Raw genomic sequence first — 16,260 nt, forward strand, 5'->3', positions numbered from 1 at the left:
AAATGATGGCCGCCGACAACCCGATCGCACCGAAACTCGTGAAAGGCGCGCTTATCGAAATGTCCGAGCGTTTCCTCGGACCGGTGCCGAACATCATCATATTCCAGATGAACCCTTCGCAGGTGACGCGCTCCTTCGAATCCTGGGACGCGGAGGATGCCGGCGAAGGCGAGGGTGAGGCAGCGGAACGCAGCGCCGCCACGGCACAGCCGGGCGATCCGACCGAGACGATCAATCTCAGCCTTATCCTCGATGCGACGGATGCGCTGGAAATGCCCGATTCCCACCCGATTCAGGTCGTGTCGGGCGTCGCCGACCGTCTTTCGGCGCTGGAACTGCTGATGTTCCCGCAGGAGGACAGCCTGCTCGGGGCACTGTTGACCGCGGCGGTCTCCGCCTTCGGAGGCAGTGTCAGCTTTTCAGTGGCGGAGGCCCGACGCGGCTCCGTGCCGATCACGCTGTTCGTCTGGGGGATCAACCGCATCGTTCCCGTGCGCGTCACATCGTTCGAGGTCGATGAACAGGAGTTCTCACCGATCCTCTACCCGCACCGGGTCAAGGTATCGCTCGGACTGCGCGTCCTGAAACCGGCGGAGCTAGAGGACCACCCCAGCGAGATCGCCCGGGAGATCGCCAAGATCAGCTACACCTTCACCAAGAAGCAGCGCGAGGTCTGGGGCGCAGCCAACCTTGCCAACACGGTCGAGTCCATTCTCGGCATGCTGCCGTCCTGAGGAAAGAGCCATGAGTGAAAACAACAGCCGTTACAAAGGTTTGCAAACAGTTCTTGTGAAGGATTCGAACGGGCGGGATGTGCCGGCCCTGCCGCCGGCGCCGCGCGGCGAGGAAACGCTTCGGGGCTTCCACAAACGGCGCGACCGCGAGCGGCTCGACCAGCTCGCCTACGTCTATCTAAAGGATTCCTGCGCCTTTCACCGCATTGCCGACCTGAACGGCGCGATCCTGCCGGATGCGCTCTCCGAAGCCGTCGAAACCGCGATCCCGGAAAAGGTGCGATGAATGGGTCTCGGCATAACCATAGGGACCGGGACACCGCCCATACCGAACCTGGAGCTGACCGGCGGTGCTTCCCAGGTGGTGGTCGAGGAGCGTCTCGGCATGCCGACGCGGTTCTCCATCGCCATGCCGATCGATATCGAGAGGTCGGACTTTCCGGCCCTCGCCGACGGCAGCTACGGGCCCGGATCGACGATCATGATCGCCGGGCCGGACGGCCTGGAATGCCTGGTCCACGGTTTTGTCCACGGACACCGTATCGGGCTGGTGACGGGCGGCGAGGGCTCGAGCCTGGAGATCGTCGGCTCCGACATGTCGCTGAAGATGGACCGGGAAACCAAGATCAGGAACTGGCCCAATCCCACGGACGGCGAAGCGGTGATGGCGATCCTTGCGCAGAACCAGTTCGTGCCCGACGCGAACCCGACCACGGCGCGGCATCTCATCACCCAGAACACGCTGGTGCAGCGGGCGAGCGACTATGCCTTCATCCGCATGCTGGCGCGGCGGAACGGCTTTATATTCTGGGTGTCCTCGACCGTGATCGGTATCGACACCGCGCATTTCAAGCCGCCGCCGGTGAGCGGATCCGCGGCACGGACGCTGTCGATCAAGGACACCCAGTCCGCCCTGTCGCGTCTCGACATCAGTTGGGATGTCGAGCGTCCGACCTCCGCGGAAGCATTTGGTCTCGATGCCTCGAACAAATCGGTCCTGACCGGCGTGGCACCGCAGACACCGTTGGCGCCGCTCGGCGCCATGCCGCTGTCGGCCATCGCCTCAGAGACCCGCAAGGCCGTGCCGACGGCGGCTGCAAACGACACCGGGGGCCTGACCGCCCGGGCCGAGGCGGCGCTGGTCGAGGACGGGTTCTTCATAACCGCGAAGTGCCAGACGACGCCGGAGGCGGCCGGCGGCCTGGTGCGGGCCCACACGCTGGTCGAGATCGACGGCGCCGGAACGCTGCATTCCGGCAATTACCTCGTCGGCGGCGTGACGCACCGCATCGGGCCGGACGCCCATCTGATGGACATAACCCTCTACAGAAACGCCTGGGGATGACGCAATGCAACCGGATATGACCGACGAAATCGCAACCTTCCTGCGCAGCCGGTTCTTCGGCAAGTACCGGGGTACGGTTGTGCAGAATTTCGACATGACCGGGCGCGGGCGCCTTGACGTCAAGGTGCCGGCAGTCCTGGGCGACCAGATCGTGACGGCCATGCCCTGCGTTCCTTATGCCGGCGACGGCGTCGGCCTGCATCTGTTGCCCGAGCCGGGTACCGGCGTGTGGGTGGAGTTCGAGGCGGGCGATCCGTCATATCCGGTCTGGACGGGCTTCTTCTGGGCCGACGGGGAGGTTCCGGAGAACGCGCTTTCGACGCTGAAGATCCTGAAGACCGAACGCCACACGATGAAGTTCGACGATCTGACCGGCGAGATCCTGATCGAGAACGACATGGGTGCGAGCGCCACGTTCACCGTCCAGATCGCGCTGGATGCGGGCAGCAGCGTGACGATCTCACCGGGCGGCGTGACGGCACAATCGACGCCGGCCAAGGTCGAGGTTAAGGCCGCCGGCGTTTCCGCTTCGTCCGGCGGGCTCGGAAAGGTGGATGTGACCCCGGCCAGCGTTTCCATCAATTCCGGTTCCATGGAGGTGCTGTGATGGCGGGTTTCACACTGACCGACACGGCCTTCATGATGTGCCCGCACGGCGGCGTCGTATCCGCCATACCGTCGAGCCGGGTGCGGGCCGGCGGCGGCACCGTGCTGACCGCCACCGACACGTTCACCATCGCCGGCTGTCCCTTTCACCTGCCGACGCCGGTGCCGACACCCAGCCCCTGCATGCAGATCGTCTGGCTGCTGACGGATATCCAGAGCAAGGCGAACGGTGTTCCGACACTGTCGCAAAGCAGCGTCGGGCTGTGCTTCTCGGCGCTCGGCCTGCCGCAGGGACCGGTGATCGTGGCGTCGACGCAAGCCAGTCTTTCAACGAGGTGAGGCGATGACAACCGACAACACCATGCGATCGCTTTCCCATCCGCTGCGGGTCGATGCTGGGCTGTCCGAGATCCGCCAGGAGCCGGACACGGGCGCCCATGTCGACCAGATGCTGCGGCAGCTTCTGCTGACCGATCCTGGCGAGCGGATCAACAGGCCCGACTTCGGCTGCGGCATCCGCCGCATGGTCTTTGCGCCGCTCAATGAATCGGCTGCGAGCCTTGCCCAGGTGACCATCCTGACGGCAATCGAGACCTTCATGTCGACCGTCGTCGAGACCGACAAGGTGGAGGTCAAGTTCGAGAGCGAAACCATCGATATCGCCATCGTCTACCGACTCAAGACCAGTGGAGAACGGCGCTACCTGAACCTGGAGGTCGGTGTGTGATGGCTGCCCCCGACCGCCTTGAACTGCTCGCCGCGCAGACCGAACTGACCGGCCTTGATTTCATCTTCGTGCATGAAGACCAGACGCGGCTCGATCTGCACTTCATTGTCGATCCGTCGGTGATGGCGCCGGCCTTCGCGGGCACGCTGACCGAAGCGGACATCATCATCCGGCCGGCGGAGCGCGAGGACGACGACTACCCGATCTCCGGGCTGAGCTGGCCGGTCGTCGACGGCCGCCAGGTGCTGCGCATCGATGTGCCGTTCCCCGGCGGTTTCGAGGACTATCTCATCGAGATCGACAGCCCGCGCATCGACGACTGGTACCGTTCGCTGCGCTTTTCGTTCAAGGCCAATTGCGAGAGCGGCCTCGATTGCAGGCCGCGCGGGCGCTGCTGCTCGCGGGATGAGGATATCGTCGTCGATATCGACACGACGGCACGGGATTTCTGGGGACTCAGGGCGGCGCTGATGGATTTCGCGGCGCAGCGCTGGCCGGACTGGAAAGACCGCCTGGCCGCCGATGTCGGGGTCATGGTCGCCGAGCTGTTCGCCGCGCTTGGCGACGAGTTCGCCTATATCCAGGACCAGGTCAGTCTCGAAACACGATTCGATACGGCGCGGGAGCTGCGCTCGCTGCGCCAGATGGCGCGCCTTGTCGATTACGAGATCGATGATGGTGCGGCGGCTTCCGGCTGGATATCGGTCGAGGCGACCGCCGGCGGAGCAGGCAATATTGCCGCGGGAACACCGGTCCAGGCACCGTCGGACACCGGCAATCCGGTGGTCTTCGAGATCGGCAACGGGCTGGCCGAGGTCGAGGCGGGCCGGCTGTTCCCGGTCGATGCGGCAGCGAATGTGTTCACCGCCTACATCTGGGAAGAGGACCTTCCCGAGGCGCCCGAAGGCGAGGTGCCGCCGCTTTGGCCGCCGGGCAAAGAGGTTCCGGCAAGCTGTCTTCCCGAAGGCGCCACTGAAATGTGGCTGGAGGGCCATCATGCCGCGGCGATCAGCCTGACCGACATTCCGGCCGATCCGGCGGCGCCGCTCGGACGATACGTGCTGCTGCGCACCGATCCGCCGGACGCGTCGCTGCCGATGCGCCGCTGGATCGTGCGCGTGGTTGCCGTCGATGAAGAACTGGACGAATTGAACGGCGACGCGCCGGTGACGCGCATCCGCTGGGAGGAGGCGCAGGCGCTTCCGTTCGACTTCGATCTCGAATTCGCGACCGCTGAGGGCAACGTGCTGCCGGTGACGGCCGGGCGGACGCATTCCGTCCGCTTCGCGGCGGGCGCGCAGCCGCTTGCCGACCCGACGCTTCCCCGCACCGTCGAGCGGGAAGGCCCGGGCGACCTTACCCGCCATCTCTTCACCCTGCCGCTATCCGATACACTGCTGATGACCCGCTTTGGCGGGACCGGCGAGGCGATCCCGGAAATCCTGCTCTTCGAGACGGAATGGAATGCGGGCCTGGCGGAATGGCAGCGCATCGACGCGTGGGAACATCGCCGCTCGCTGATGGGCGTGAACGCATCCTTGCCGGATTCGACGCATTTCACCCTGGATGACGGCGTATGGCGGCCCATCGTGCGGCACTGGCGCGATCCCGCCGATTATGTCGGCCGCGACGATGCCGGCGGCCCGCCGCGCTTCGAGGCGGCGCGCCTCGTGCACTACGACCTTGCCATCGGCAACGGCGCGACGATCCGCTTCGGAACCAATGATTTCGGCCGCGTGCCGGCGGAGGGCACGGCCTTCGAATGCGTCTACCGGCTGGGCGGCGGCAGGCCCACCAACGTGGCGCGCGACACGATCACGGAGTTTGCCGATGCGCCGCCAGCCTTTGTCGCGGGCATCTACAATCCACTGCCGACGAAAGGCGGGCGGGACCGGGAATCGATCGATCGCATGCGGCGGCTGGCGCCGTCGTTCTTCAAGACGCTGACCTACCGGGCTGTGATCGAGGCCGACTATACCGAGGCCGGCGAGCGGCTCGACTGGGTGCAGGCGGCCGGGGCGCGTTTCCGCGACACCGGCAGCTACCTCACGCTTTTCGCGACCGCCGACCCGGAGCGCCGCAACGCTCTGAGCGCCGAACTGGCGCGCGGCCTTCACGATCATCTGGACCGTTTCCGTCAGACCGGTCGGCAATTGCACGTGGTGCCGCCGCGATTCGCCGATATCGACCTCGAGATCACGGTCTGCGTGGCGCTCGGCTATTTCCGCGGAGACGTCAAACAAAGGGTGCTGGAGGCGCTGTTCGGCACCTGCGACGCGCCGGGCTTCTTCTCGCCGGACAATTTCAGCTTCGGCGTACCGCTCTACCGCTCGGCGCTGGAGGCCGTCATCCAATCGGTCGAGGGCGTGCGCGCGGTCGAAGAGACGTACATACGTCGCCGGGGTGTCTTCGACTGGAAGCTGCTCGACGCGCCCTACGAGCCGGCGCGGGCCGACGAGATCATCCGCATCGCAAACGATCCGCTGCATCCCGAATGGGGTCTCTTAACGTTCAAGATGGAGGGCGGCTCATGACGTGCCCCTGCGACAGGCAAGGTGGCGAAACGGGACGGCGCATCGCCGCGGGCCTTTCCGTGCTGCCGCATCCGGTCAACGATTTCTCGCAGCTGCGTTCCTCGATGCTGGGCTCGATCCGCGACTTCGAGGCCCTGGTCGCCTGGAACGCCCGGTCGGAAGACGACCTCGGCGTGATGCTGCTCGAATTCCTCGCCTATGTCGGCCACAACGTCGAGTTCTACAACTGGGTGGCGGCCAATGAGAGTTTCCTGAGGACCGCGATCCGCGAATCCACCGTGGCCGGGATCGTCTCGCTGCTCGGCTACTCGCCGCGGCCGGCGTCGCCCGCCTATGCGGAGCTGGCGGCCACGGCGAGCGGGCAGAGGACGGTGACGGTTCCTGCCGGAACGCAATTCCTGTCCGGTGCTTTCGCGGACGAGGCGCCGCAACTGTTTGAAAACGAGGCCGACGCGCACATCAACGAGCGGGCCAACAGCTGGACCATCGCCGCACCGAAGCGAGACACGCTGGGCATCGGCGGCGGCACCTACACTGAGGACTACCTCGATCTCGAGCCGTTCCGCGCCGATGTCGAGGCCGATGACATGATCCTGATCCGCACCGGCGCCGGGCTGCGCGGGACCTTCACGGTAACCGCCGTCGAGGATACGGCGGCGGCCGACGGCACGTCCGTCAAACGGGTCATCTTCGACCGGCCGCTCAACCTGCCGAATGCAACGCCGGTCGCACAGATCGACGTGCTGAAACCGACGCAGACGGCGAACCTCTTCACCGTTCCGTTCGACCCTGATGGCGTACTTCTGCTGATTTTCGTGCCTTACCCCTTGCCCGAATACAAGGATTTCACGCTCGACCGGGTCCGCAGCGACCTGCGTCCCGGCGAACCGGTGGTCGTCTCGCTGGAGGACGACCACCGCTGGTTCAATGTCGCGGCCGTCCGCAACGTGCAAAAGACGCTGGTCGCAGCGCAGACCGTCGAGGTCACGATCGACGTCGACGGCACGCCGACGACGAGCAGTTCCGAGATCCCGGCCACCAAGACCACCGTGACCCGCATGACGCTGGACGTGGATTTCAACAATCCCAATCGGCGCCTGCCCGGGTTCAATGCCTATGCCCCGGTCAACGACCTGGAGAGCTACGAGATCCGCTACGGATTCGTTCGCGCGGGGCGGGTTGCCAGGCCGCCGGTCATGGAGATCTGGCCCACCGGGCCGCTTGCCCTTCAGCCGGCTGCCGACCGCCGGGTGGTGATGCCGCCGGAGCCGGAAGCGCCGCGGCGCTACGTGCTCGCCGATGAATTCGGCCTTGCCTACGCGGTGACGGGCTCGCTCGATGCTGCCGCGGGGCGCTTCGTTTTCGAGGAGGCGGAGACCTGGCCGGAACCGCTGACGCCGCCGGTAACGCTGCATGGCAATGTCTTCGGCGTGCGCCGCGGCGAAACGATCCGTGGCGAGGTCATCGGCAGCGGCAATGCCGCCTTGCCCGGCCAGGAATTCAAACTTGGCAAGGCGCCGGTGGCATTTCTCGCCGACACGACCGGGGCGACGGAGCGCGGCTACAGTTCGACCGTCAGCCTGCGGGTCGACGGCATCCTGTGGGAAGAAGTCGAGGACCTGGTCACGGCCGGACCGCAGGACAGCGCCTTCATGCTGCGCCAGAACGCCGAGCAGGAAACATTGGTGGTCACGGGCGACGGTGAGTTCGGGCGGCGCGCGCCCACGGGCAGCAGCCTGTCGGTCGACTATGTGCACGGCGCCGGTGCAGCCGCGCCACCGGCCGATGCCATCAACCAGATCGCCACCTCGGTGGAAGGACTGTCGGCTGTCGTGAACCCTGTGGAAGCCTCGGGTGGCGCCGACGGGGAGAAGCCGGAAGACGTCAAGCGCAACGGTCCGTCCGTCGCCATGCTTTTGGGACGTATCGTCTCGCTGGACGACGTACTGGCAGTGGCGCGCGCCTTCCCGGGCGTGATTGCGGCGCGGGCGGGCTGGATCTGGCACGACACGCTGCAGACCGCCGCGATCCAGGTCTGGTGCATCGCGGCCGAGGCAGTCGTCGAATCCCTGCAAATCAAGATCCGCAACCTGTCGGAGCCGGGGCTGTCGGTTTCCGTCGAGGCCGCCGAACCGGTCGCGCTGCGGCTTGCGATGGATGTCGAAATCGACCCGCGCTATCAGCCGGCCGACGTCGAGGCGGCGCTGCGGCTTCACTTGACGGACCCGCGTTCCGGCCTCCTGCATGAAAGCCGCATCGGTATCGGCGAGCCACTGTTCCGCAGCCGCATCTTCGCCGAGACGCTTCGCGTGGAAGGCGTCGTGGCCGTGCCCGCGCTGCTGCACGACGGAAACGCCTTTAACCAGACCGGCCTGACGCCGGGCGCCGGGCGCTACTTCGATGTCGCCGCCGGCGGCCTCGTTATCAACGGCAAGGAGGACGGCAATGGCGAATGATGCCTATGAGGTCTATTTCGCCGAGAAGCTGTGGGAGCTGATCCCCGGCGTCTACCGCGATCTCGATGGCCGCGAGGAAGGGGCGGGAACGCTGCGGGCGTTGGTCGAGATCGCGGCGCGCGAAGCCGCCAAGATCCGCCGCAGCCAGGATCATCTATGGGACGATGCCTTCATCGAACTGTGCGACGACTGGGCGATCCCCTATATCGGCGACTTGGTGGCGACACGCATGCTGAGCGGCCTCAATCCGCGCGGCAACCGCATCAGCGTCGCCAAGAAGGTGCACTACCAGCGCCGCTCCGGCACACGACCGGTGCTGGAGGAACTGATTACCGACATTGCCGGCTACGAGGGCATCGTGACCGAAGGATTCCGCCGCCTGGCGCGCGCCTGGCACCGGCTCGATCCACCCGGCGCCGTCGCGGCCGGCCCCATTGGACCGACACCGCCGGGCGGGCTTGCGGACCTGCGTTCGCCGCGCCTGACCGATCTCGGCGGCGGGCCGTTCGACACATTCGCCTATCACCCCGACATAAGACGACCCGGGGGGCGGCCGATGCCGGGCCGGCCGTATGCGACGCGCGCGCCGCTGGCCGTGCTCGAGGGCGGTCTGCCGACCGTCGGCATCCGCAAGGTCGGCTTCCACCTCTACCGGCTGCAGGCCTATCTGGTGCGCGATGTGCATGCGCGCCTTGCCCAGGGGACCACCGCTTTCCGGTTCGATCCCTCCGGCCGCGACATCCCGCTGTTCCAGGTCTCGTCGCGCCTGTCGGGCGGCAACCAGGGCCTGACCGGCACCGGCTTCCCGGATTGGCGCGAGGCGGAGAGCTGGGAGGTGCCCGGGCCGATGATCTGCCGGGTACTGGGGCACGCCGATTACGTGATCAGCGAAGCGGCGCTGGCACAGCTCGACGGATCGCCGGGCATGAACGCAGGCCGGCTCGATCAGCTGCGCCGCCTCCGCGGCCAGCGTCTCGCCGGCGAGGCGAAACTGCGGCTGGCGCTTTCGCGTCTGCCGGACGCGGCGTTCTTTACACAGACAGCGGTTACACGGCGCATCCGGGCGGCATCGCTGGCCGCCGATTGCGGCAAGGCGGTTCTCGTCGGCGGGTCCGTGTCGGTCACTGACAGCGCCACCGGTCCGCTCGCCCGGGAACGGGTTGGTGCCGCGGCATTGCCGCAATGGACCGTGACGGCCGCCGGCCGGCGGGTCGTGATCGATCCGGAACGCGGCCGCTTCCGGTTGATCGGCGCCGCGCCCACCATTTCCCCGGTGACGACCTATGCCTACGGCGCGCCCGGTCCGGTCGGTGCGGGGCCTTATCCGCGTCCGGAAGCCGCGGCGCGGGATCCGGACAGCGCCGTGCCCGCGGGCAATGTAATCACCGCTGCGGATATCCCGACGGCAGGAATCGTCGAGATTTCCGACAGTGGCACCTATGACGTGCAGCCCAATCAGACATCGGTGCGCGACCTCGTCATCCAGGCGGCCGAGGGCGAGCGGCCCTATCTGACACGGGCGGCCAACTGGACATTCGTCTCGGCCGTCGACAATGCCGAGCTTGTCCTCGACGGCCTCTGGATCGGCGGCGACAGCACCTTCAGCGTGCGCCTGCGCGGCAGTTTCGCCCGCGTGCGCATCGCCAACTGCACCATCGATCCCGGCGGTGCGCAGGCCTACGAAGCCGGCTCGCCTGATCTGCCCAATATCCACCTTGTCGTATCCGGCGAGGTCGACCGGCTGGAAATCGATCATTCGATCACCGGCGAGATATCGACCTTCGGCAGCGGCCAGATCAACCGGCTGGTCATCCGCGACAGTCTCGTCGAGGCGGACGGCGCCAGCCCGGCGATCGCGCTGCCCTCCGGCGAGGTGGTGATGGAGCGGGTGAGCGTCGTCGGCGATCTGGAGGTCCATCGCCTCTATGCCACCGAAACGCTGATCGACGGGACCGGCCACGTGCGCGACAACCAGACCGGCTGTTTCCGCTTCGGCGCCTATGGCGAGCCGAGCCGCCTGCCGAAACGCTACCAGTCCCACGCGATCGCGGACGGGACAACCGTCTTTACATCGCGTCGCTTCGGCGATCCGGGCTACGGCCAGATCAGCCTTGCGGCGCCGCAATTCCTGCGCAGCGGAGCGGAACACGGCTCGGAAATCGGCGCGTTCTCAAGCCTCAACGAGCCGGTGCGCCTGGAAGGCCTTCGCCAGAAGGCCGCGGAATACATGCCCTTCGGTCTCTTACCGTTCTTTATTGCTGAAACCTGAGAGGAACAGTGCCATGGCGACCCGCGACATTACCCGTTCGGCGTATTCGAGAGCCAAAAGGTACATCGACGTCCATGCCCAGCAGGGACGGCTCTTCACCGATTCCGATCAGGTGGAACAGGCGGAAACGAGGCTGGAGGAAGGGCGGCTGTCGCGCATCGACATTATTGGCCCGGCCGGCAGCCCCGATGAAGGTTTCCGTATATCCGATCCGACGGCCAATGGCGGCGGCATCGATTTCACCATCCACGCGGGTACCTTTTACCTCGGCGGCCACCGGCTGGAACTGCTCGCCGACGAGACCTTCCAGTTGCAGGCCGACTGGCTGAACAATCCGGGCCGCTCGTCGCCGGGCGCCGGAGAGCAGCGGCGCGATATGGCCGTGCTGTTTACATGGCTGCAGCCGGTGGCGTCGAGCGAGGACGCCGAAACGCTGGAACCGGGCCTGGGCGGTCCGGACACGACGACGAGACTGCGTCCGGTGACGCGTGTCGTACTGATGGAAGACCTCGATGGCGAGACATGCGAGGAGGCCTGGGCCGAGGTGGTGGAGCGGCTTTCCGAAAGCGGGTGGGGCACGCTCAGTGAAGACATGGAACTGGTGCCCGACACGGTGATGACCATCGGGCTGGAGCCCGGCAGCGGCGGCGACGACCTTTGCTCGCCCAATGTGGACGGCGGCTATCTCGGCGCTGAGAACCAGGCGATCCGTGCGGTGCTCACCGGCGACGACCGCTTTATCTGGGGTTTCGACAACGCCGCCCCGCTTTATCGTGTCGCGCTGGAAGACGGCGGTGCGACGATACGCTTTCTGACCGAGCCGAAGGACGCGCTGCACTGGCCGGCACCCGGCCAGACCGTTGAGATCATTCCCTGGGGCAGCGTTCTTGCCAATGGCGAAAAGCTCGCGGACGAGAGCCTTCCGGGGCACTTCGCGACCGTAGAGGGCGGTTACGACCCGGACGAGCGGAGCATCACATTGACGCCTGCGACGGTGGTTCCGGCCGGTTTCGGCGAAGAGTGGCAGGCAAGGGCCGATGCGGCGGCGCTGTTGACGACCCGGCACGGCCTGCAGCCGCTCGACGGTGCCTACTACTTCCTGCGCGTGTGGGACCGCGGCACCGATACCGCACCCGACCCGACCCTGCCGCTGCTGCCGGCGCCGGCGACGCTGGGCACGACCGGGCTCAATCTCACGGTGACCGGCAACGATCAGCGGCCCGGCGATCATGTGATCATTGCCGCCCGGCCTGCCACCACCGATGTGGTCATGCCCTGGGAACTGCTGGTCGGGGCCGACCCGATGGGCGTGCGCCGCTTCGTTGCGCCGCTGGCGCTGATCGGCTGGGACGGCACGGACGGCACCATCCTGCACGATTGCCGGCCGCGGTTCCGGCCGCTGACACGCATGCGCGGCTGCTGCACCTATACGGTCGGCGACAACAATGAGAGTTTCGGCGATTTCTCGCGCATCCAGGACGCGATCAACGCGCTGCCGGCGCATGGCGGCGAGGTCTGCGTGCTGCCGGGCGTCTTCGATGAACGCTTCAGTCTCGACGGGCTGAGCAATATCCGCATCAGCGGATGCGGGCGGCGCACCCGCGTCGTCGCTCCCGATGCGTCGACCGATCCGCTGGTGACCATTCGCGGCGGCGGCGGACTGCAGATTGAGAACATGGCGTTCGAGGCCGCCGAGGGCGCCGCCATTTTCGCACGCGGCGTCGTCGGGGACGGCGCGCTCACGCCGGTCTCGGGGCTGCGACTGGCGGGGCTTATCATCACGGCCCGCGACCGCAGCGCCATCAATGCACGCTTTGTCGACAACCTTGTTATCCGAGACTGCCGCATCACGATCGCGCCGCTCACTGGCGATCTCGAGGCGGTCGCGCCGGCGGGGCAGGCACCGGCGGTCTTTGCCCAGGGCGACGGGATCACGATTATCGACAATGCCGTGCGCACACCCGGTGAACGCGCCATCGTGCGGGCCGCCGGCGGCGTCCAGATCGGCGGCGGTTCCGATCACGTGCTGATCGAGCACAATGTGATCGACGGCGGCAACGGCAACGGCATCACGCTCGGCCATTTCGTCGTCTTGAGCGTGCAGAATGCCGGGCGGATCTTCACCAACTACACATTGGTCGCCGATGCGCCGATTGCCTATATCGGCGGCTATATCACCATCGACAACAATGGCTGCATCATCTACACGCCGCCCGGCTCGGGCGGCGGCGATCCGGGCCAGCCGCCGACGGAGGTTCCCGTCTCGGGCGGCGATCTGCGCGATGTGGTCGTCCGCGACAACCGCATTACCGGGATGGGCCTTTCCGGCATCGCATCGCCGATCGCGATCGATCCGCGGCGACAGGTTCCGGTGCTCGACAATCTTCACGGACTGCAGATGGACCGCAACATGATCATGGGCTGCGCCCAGCTCGAGACGCCGGAACTTGCCGGCAGGGAGCGGCTGCTCGTCGCCTTTGGCGGTGTGGCCCTCACGTCGATCGAAATCGGCGTTATCTCCGGCAATGTCATCGAGGCGAACGGCCGCCGGCACATCGACGCCATCTGCGGCATCAGCGTGCTGCGCGCCGAGGGCCTGTCGATCTCGGATAACCGCATCGTAGACAACGGGCCGCGCACCAACGCCGCCGGACAGCCGCGCATCGGCGTGCGCGGCGGCATCCGCGTCTTGATCGCCGCGCCGCAGGGTTCGGCCCATTCGAGCGCCGCCAACATCAAGGCCGTCGCCCAGCTCGACAGCCGTTACGGTGCGGCGCGCACGCTGTCGGCGCCGGCGCTCCTGATCCACGACAACATCGTCCACCAGCCGCTCGGCAAGGCGCTGCAGGTCATGGGGACCGGCTCCATGTCGATCGTCGGCAACCACCTGTCGAGCCAGGGAACCACGATCGGTTCGCTACAGACGCTGCTCGGCGAGATGTTCGTCGGCAACGGCAATTCGACGCTGTCGGATGCCGAGCTGCTTTATCTCGCCATCGAGCGCCTGTTCGGCACGGCAGCGACCGTCATCAATCTCGGTTTCTCGTCGGAACTGATCGAAGGCTTGCTGTTCCTCGCCCTGTTGCGGCGCGGCACGTCGGGTCTGCGCATGGGAGGCAAGGAGGCGATCGGGACCCGTCAGCCGACGACGAGTTGGGCGGGGCTGGCGCGGTTGCTGCAGGGCGGCGAAATCCAGTTCAACGACAACACCGTCATCCAGAATTTCCTCGACGGCGTGCCGAGTCTGACCCTGTCGGCCGGGTTCTTCATGAGCTTCGACGATGTCTCGGTGCAAGACAATACGATGGTCTCGCATGTGGATTTCGCCAGCGATTTCTGCCTGTCGAACATTCTCGGCTTCGGCTGGTCGATCCGCGTTTGCGGCAACCGGTTCGAGGAAACGATCTTCAAGACCCTGGCCTCGGCGATCACCTTCGGCGTCTACAATGACACCAGCCACAATCAGGGCACCCACTGCATCGAGGCGCGGGGGCCGCAGCAGCTCCTCATTGACGGTCCCAACCGGACGCTGGTCCAGGCGATCAGTCCGATCGCCTGCGGCGGTTGCCTGGTGCCGCCGTTCGACGGGCTGCAGAAAACGGCGACCGACGAGGCCGGCAATTTCGTTTCGCCGCGGCTCGGCTATGTCGAGGGCGTGGAAGGCCTGTGGTTCGGCCATAACCTGGAAATCAACATGCCGGTTCCGGTCGACGAGGTCGAACTGACGCTCTACGGCGTCGATGCCTCCGTCGAGGTGATCGCCGACACAAGCTCCGGCGCCAGCCAGGCCTTCAATCTCAATTTCGACCGCCAGGAGGTCACGACCAACTTCAGTGTCGGCAATGTCGTGCGCATCCGCGTTCTCAGAGCCGGATCGCAGGTCGTGGTTACCGGCCTTTGCACCGACAGGCCCGATCTCACCGCGGTCGGCGGCGGCGATATCGCCACCGGCGGCAATTACATAACGGGAAAAACAGCATGAGCGATCCGATCAAGACGATCCCGACCTCCAAGGAGGCCGACCAGATCAGGGAACTGAGCGCCAACGCCGCCGACCGCACGCGCATCGCCGGACTGGAACTTGCCGCCGGGCTCGACGATGCGCTGGCGGAGTCCGCGCAGCTGGAGGCGGCGCGGCTGCGGTTCAAGCACGGCAAGGGCGAGGAGGTGCCGGCGGTCAAGGCCGCGGAGCAATTGTCCGAGACCTACAAGCGGCGTTCGGAAGCGTTCAAGATTGAATCCGACCAGAGCCGGACCAGCCTCGAACTCGAACTCAAGCGCGACGAGGGCGGCGACGATGACGGTGGCGACGACAACGACAACGACGACGTCAGGGATCCGACACAGCCGCCTGTCGAGGAGCGTGACCCCTTCAAGCTGGGTGTGCGGGTCGTCAGGGGCGAGAAGGGCGTGTCCGGTGTCAGCACCGAACTGGCGGCGGGACAGAAGGTTCTCGACACGCAGGTCACGAACACCAAGGGCGCCGTGGTCTTTGCCATCGATCCGAAGACGTTCGCCAGCATCCGGGCGGTGACGGACCGGAACCTCGATCGCGGTCTCGTGGGGCTCGGGCCTGCCGTTGAACGGCGTATGGCGCAGCTCTCCGTTATCGTCCGCGACAAGAACGCCAAGATCATCGGCAAGGGATCACTGAATGCCGATGTGGTCTCCGGCGGATCCGCCGAACTGACCGTGAAGGTCGGCTAGGCCCTCTACGACCTGAACGTATCGAGATGTTCGGCAAGGAACGCCTCGATAGACCGGGGCGGGTGGCCGGTCAGGTGCTCGACATCGTCGCTGACCGTTTCCTGTGCACCGGCTTTCAGGGCCGAAAGCAGATCGACAACGAGGCTCGACTGCCAGCGCGGCATGCCCGTGACGAACGGCAGGACGATGCGGGCCGCGAAGGCCGGCGGGCTTGAATAGCCGACCGTGTGACCGAGCCGGTCCGAGAGCTGCGCGACGACATCGCCGAAACTGTGCGCCGACGGTCCGGTCAGCGTGTAGGTGCGGCCGAAATGATCTTCATTCGCCATAACCGCCGCCGCCGCGGCGGCGACATCCTCGACGTTCACCATGGCGATCCGGCCATTGCCGACAGGGGCGGTGATCTTGCGTTTTCGCGCAACGTCGCCGGAAAAGAGCAGCAGCGACTGCTGGAAGAAGGTCGGCCGCAGGATCGTGTAGGGAAGGCCGCTCGTCTCCAGCGCCTGTTCCGATCGGCGGTGATAGGCGCCGAAGCTGACCGGCGGATCGAGGCCTGCCGACTGGGCCGACAGTTTGACCACGTGCGGATTTCCGGCCGCGCTGAACTGAGCGATCAAGGCGCGTTCCATGACGTCCTGTTTCGGATGGTCCGGCGTGGCGAGGAAGACTGCGTCCGTGCCGTCCAACGTCTGCTGAAGCGATTCCGGCTTCTGCAGATCGGCGACCACCGGCGCCGCGCCGGCCTCCTTGATCCGGCCGGCACGATCGGGGCGACTGGTCACGGCCAGCACGTCGTGGCCGGCGTCCACGAGCCGCCGCGTCAGTTGCGAGCCGACCCGGCCTGTTGCTGCGGTAACGAGAATGCGTGCCATCTTCTCGCTC

General features: G+C 66.2%; 12 protein-coding genes. 11 read left to right on the forward strand and 1 reads right to left on the reverse strand.

Annotated features, from left to right (window positions below; all coding sequences use genetic code 11):
- Positions 1-5 precede the first annotated feature (5 nt).
- From E4M07_RS02640 to E4M07_RS02690, 11 genes are read left to right on the forward strand one after another with little or no spacing between them, the layout of a single operon-like run.
- Positions 6-734, forward strand: coding sequence for a hypothetical protein (locus E4M07_RS02640; protein ID WP_136656729.1), 729 nt, complete (start codon positions 6-8; stop codon positions 732-734).
- Positions 735-744: 10 nt separating this feature from the next.
- Positions 745-1,020: a hypothetical protein gene (locus E4M07_RS02645; RefSeq protein WP_136656730.1), complete on the forward strand. Its 276-nt coding sequence runs from the start codon at positions 745-747 to the stop codon at positions 1,018-1,020.
- Positions 1,021-2,079 carry a phage late control D family protein gene (locus E4M07_RS02650; RefSeq protein WP_136656731.1) on the forward strand — a complete coding sequence of 353 codons (1,059 nt, stop codon included), beginning with the start codon at positions 1,021-1,023 and terminating at the stop codon, positions 2,077-2,079. It begins immediately after the preceding gene.
- A gap of 4 nt (positions 2,080-2,083) precedes the next feature.
- The gene (locus E4M07_RS02655; RefSeq protein ID WP_136656732.1) at positions 2,084-2,686 is read left to right on the forward strand and encodes a phage baseplate assembly protein V; all 603 of its coding nucleotides are present in this window, start codon (positions 2,084-2,086) and stop codon (positions 2,684-2,686) included.
- Positions 2,686-3,024 carry a hypothetical protein gene (locus tag E4M07_RS02660; protein ID WP_136656733.1) on the forward strand — a complete coding sequence of 113 codons (339 nt, stop codon included), beginning with the start codon at positions 2,686-2,688 and terminating at the stop codon, positions 3,022-3,024. Before E4M07_RS02655 ends, E4M07_RS02660 begins: the two co-directional genes overlap by 1 nt.
- A gap of 4 nt (positions 3,025-3,028) precedes the next feature.
- Positions 3,029-3,412 carry a GPW/gp25 family protein gene (locus E4M07_RS02665; protein ID WP_136656734.1) on the forward strand — a complete coding sequence of 128 codons (384 nt, stop codon included), beginning with the start codon at positions 3,029-3,031 and terminating at the stop codon, positions 3,410-3,412.
- Positions 3,412-5,946: a hypothetical protein gene (locus E4M07_RS02670; RefSeq protein ID WP_136656735.1), complete on the forward strand. Its 2,535-nt coding sequence runs from the start codon at positions 3,412-3,414 to the stop codon at positions 5,944-5,946. Before E4M07_RS02665 ends, E4M07_RS02670 begins: the two co-directional genes overlap by 1 nt.
- Positions 5,943-8,402 carry a hypothetical protein gene (locus E4M07_RS02675; RefSeq protein WP_136656736.1) on the forward strand — a complete coding sequence of 820 codons (2,460 nt, stop codon included), beginning with the start codon at positions 5,943-5,945 and terminating at the stop codon, positions 8,400-8,402. The genes E4M07_RS02670 and E4M07_RS02675 overlap by 4 nt, the downstream gene beginning before the upstream one ends.
- Entirely contained in the window at positions 8,392-10,671 is a 2,280-nt protein-coding gene (locus tag E4M07_RS02680) for a hypothetical protein (protein ID WP_136656737.1), read from the forward strand. Before E4M07_RS02675 ends, E4M07_RS02680 begins: the two co-directional genes overlap by 11 nt.
- 13 nt (positions 10,672-10,684) lie before the next feature.
- Positions 10,685-14,653, forward strand: coding sequence for a right-handed parallel beta-helix repeat-containing protein (locus E4M07_RS02685; RefSeq protein ID WP_136656738.1), 3,969 nt, complete (start codon positions 10,685-10,687; stop codon positions 14,651-14,653).
- On the forward strand, positions 14,650-15,378 hold the full coding sequence (locus tag E4M07_RS02690) for a hypothetical protein (RefSeq protein ID WP_136656739.1): 729 nt from the start codon (positions 14,650-14,652) through the stop codon (positions 15,376-15,378). Before E4M07_RS02685 ends, E4M07_RS02690 begins: the two co-directional genes overlap by 4 nt.
- Positions 15,379-15,383: 5 nt before the next feature.
- Here E4M07_RS02690 and E4M07_RS02695 read toward each other — a convergent pair whose 3' ends face one another.
- Positions 15,384-16,250, reverse strand: a complete 867-nt coding sequence (locus E4M07_RS02695) for an NAD(P)H-binding protein (protein ID WP_136656740.1) — start codon at positions 16,248-16,250, stop codon at positions 15,384-15,386.
- Positions 16,251-16,260 lie beyond the last annotated feature (10 nt).

The sequence above is a fragment of the Nitratireductor sp. XY-223 genome, from assembly GCF_004959855.1.
GTDB lineage: Bacteria > Pseudomonadota > Alphaproteobacteria > Rhizobiales > Rhizobiaceae > Hoeflea_A.

Excerpts from the sequence above, each read along its gene's own strand:
- E4M07_RS02675 (WP_136656736.1), top strand. The coding sequence starts at position 5,943 with ATGACGTGCCCCTGCGACAGGCAAGGTGGCGAAACGGGACGGCGCATC.
- E4M07_RS02665 (WP_136656734.1), top strand. The coding sequence starts at position 3,029 with ATGACAACCGACAACACCATGCGATCGCTTTCCCATCCGCTGCGGGTC.
- E4M07_RS02680 (WP_136656737.1), top strand. The coding sequence starts at position 8,392 with ATGGCGAATGATGCCTATGAGGTCTATTTCGCCGAGAAGCTGTGGGAG.
- E4M07_RS02650 (WP_136656731.1), top strand. The coding sequence starts at position 1,021 with ATGGGTCTCGGCATAACCATAGGGACCGGGACACCGCCCATACCGAAC.
- E4M07_RS02660 (WP_136656733.1), top strand. The coding sequence starts at position 2,686 with ATGGCGGGTTTCACACTGACCGACACGGCCTTCATGATGTGCCCGCAC.
- E4M07_RS02685 (WP_136656738.1), top strand. The coding sequence starts at position 10,685 with ATGGCGACCCGCGACATTACCCGTTCGGCGTATTCGAGAGCCAAAAGG.
- E4M07_RS02640 (WP_136656729.1), top strand. The coding sequence starts at position 6 with ATGGCCGCCGACAACCCGATCGCACCGAAACTCGTGAAAGGCGCGCTT.
- E4M07_RS02695 (WP_136656740.1), bottom strand. The coding sequence starts at position 16,250 with ATGGCACGCATTCTCGTTACCGCAGCAACAGGCCGGGTCGGCTCGCAA.
- E4M07_RS02655 (WP_136656732.1), top strand. The coding sequence starts at position 2,084 with ATGCAACCGGATATGACCGACGAAATCGCAACCTTCCTGCGCAGCCGG.
- E4M07_RS02645 (WP_136656730.1), top strand. The coding sequence starts at position 745 with ATGAGTGAAAACAACAGCCGTTACAAAGGTTTGCAAACAGTTCTTGTG.
- E4M07_RS02690 (WP_136656739.1), top strand. The coding sequence starts at position 14,650 with ATGAGCGATCCGATCAAGACGATCCCGACCTCCAAGGAGGCCGACCAG.
- E4M07_RS02670 (WP_136656735.1), top strand. The coding sequence starts at position 3,412 with ATGGCTGCCCCCGACCGCCTTGAACTGCTCGCCGCGCAGACCGAACTG.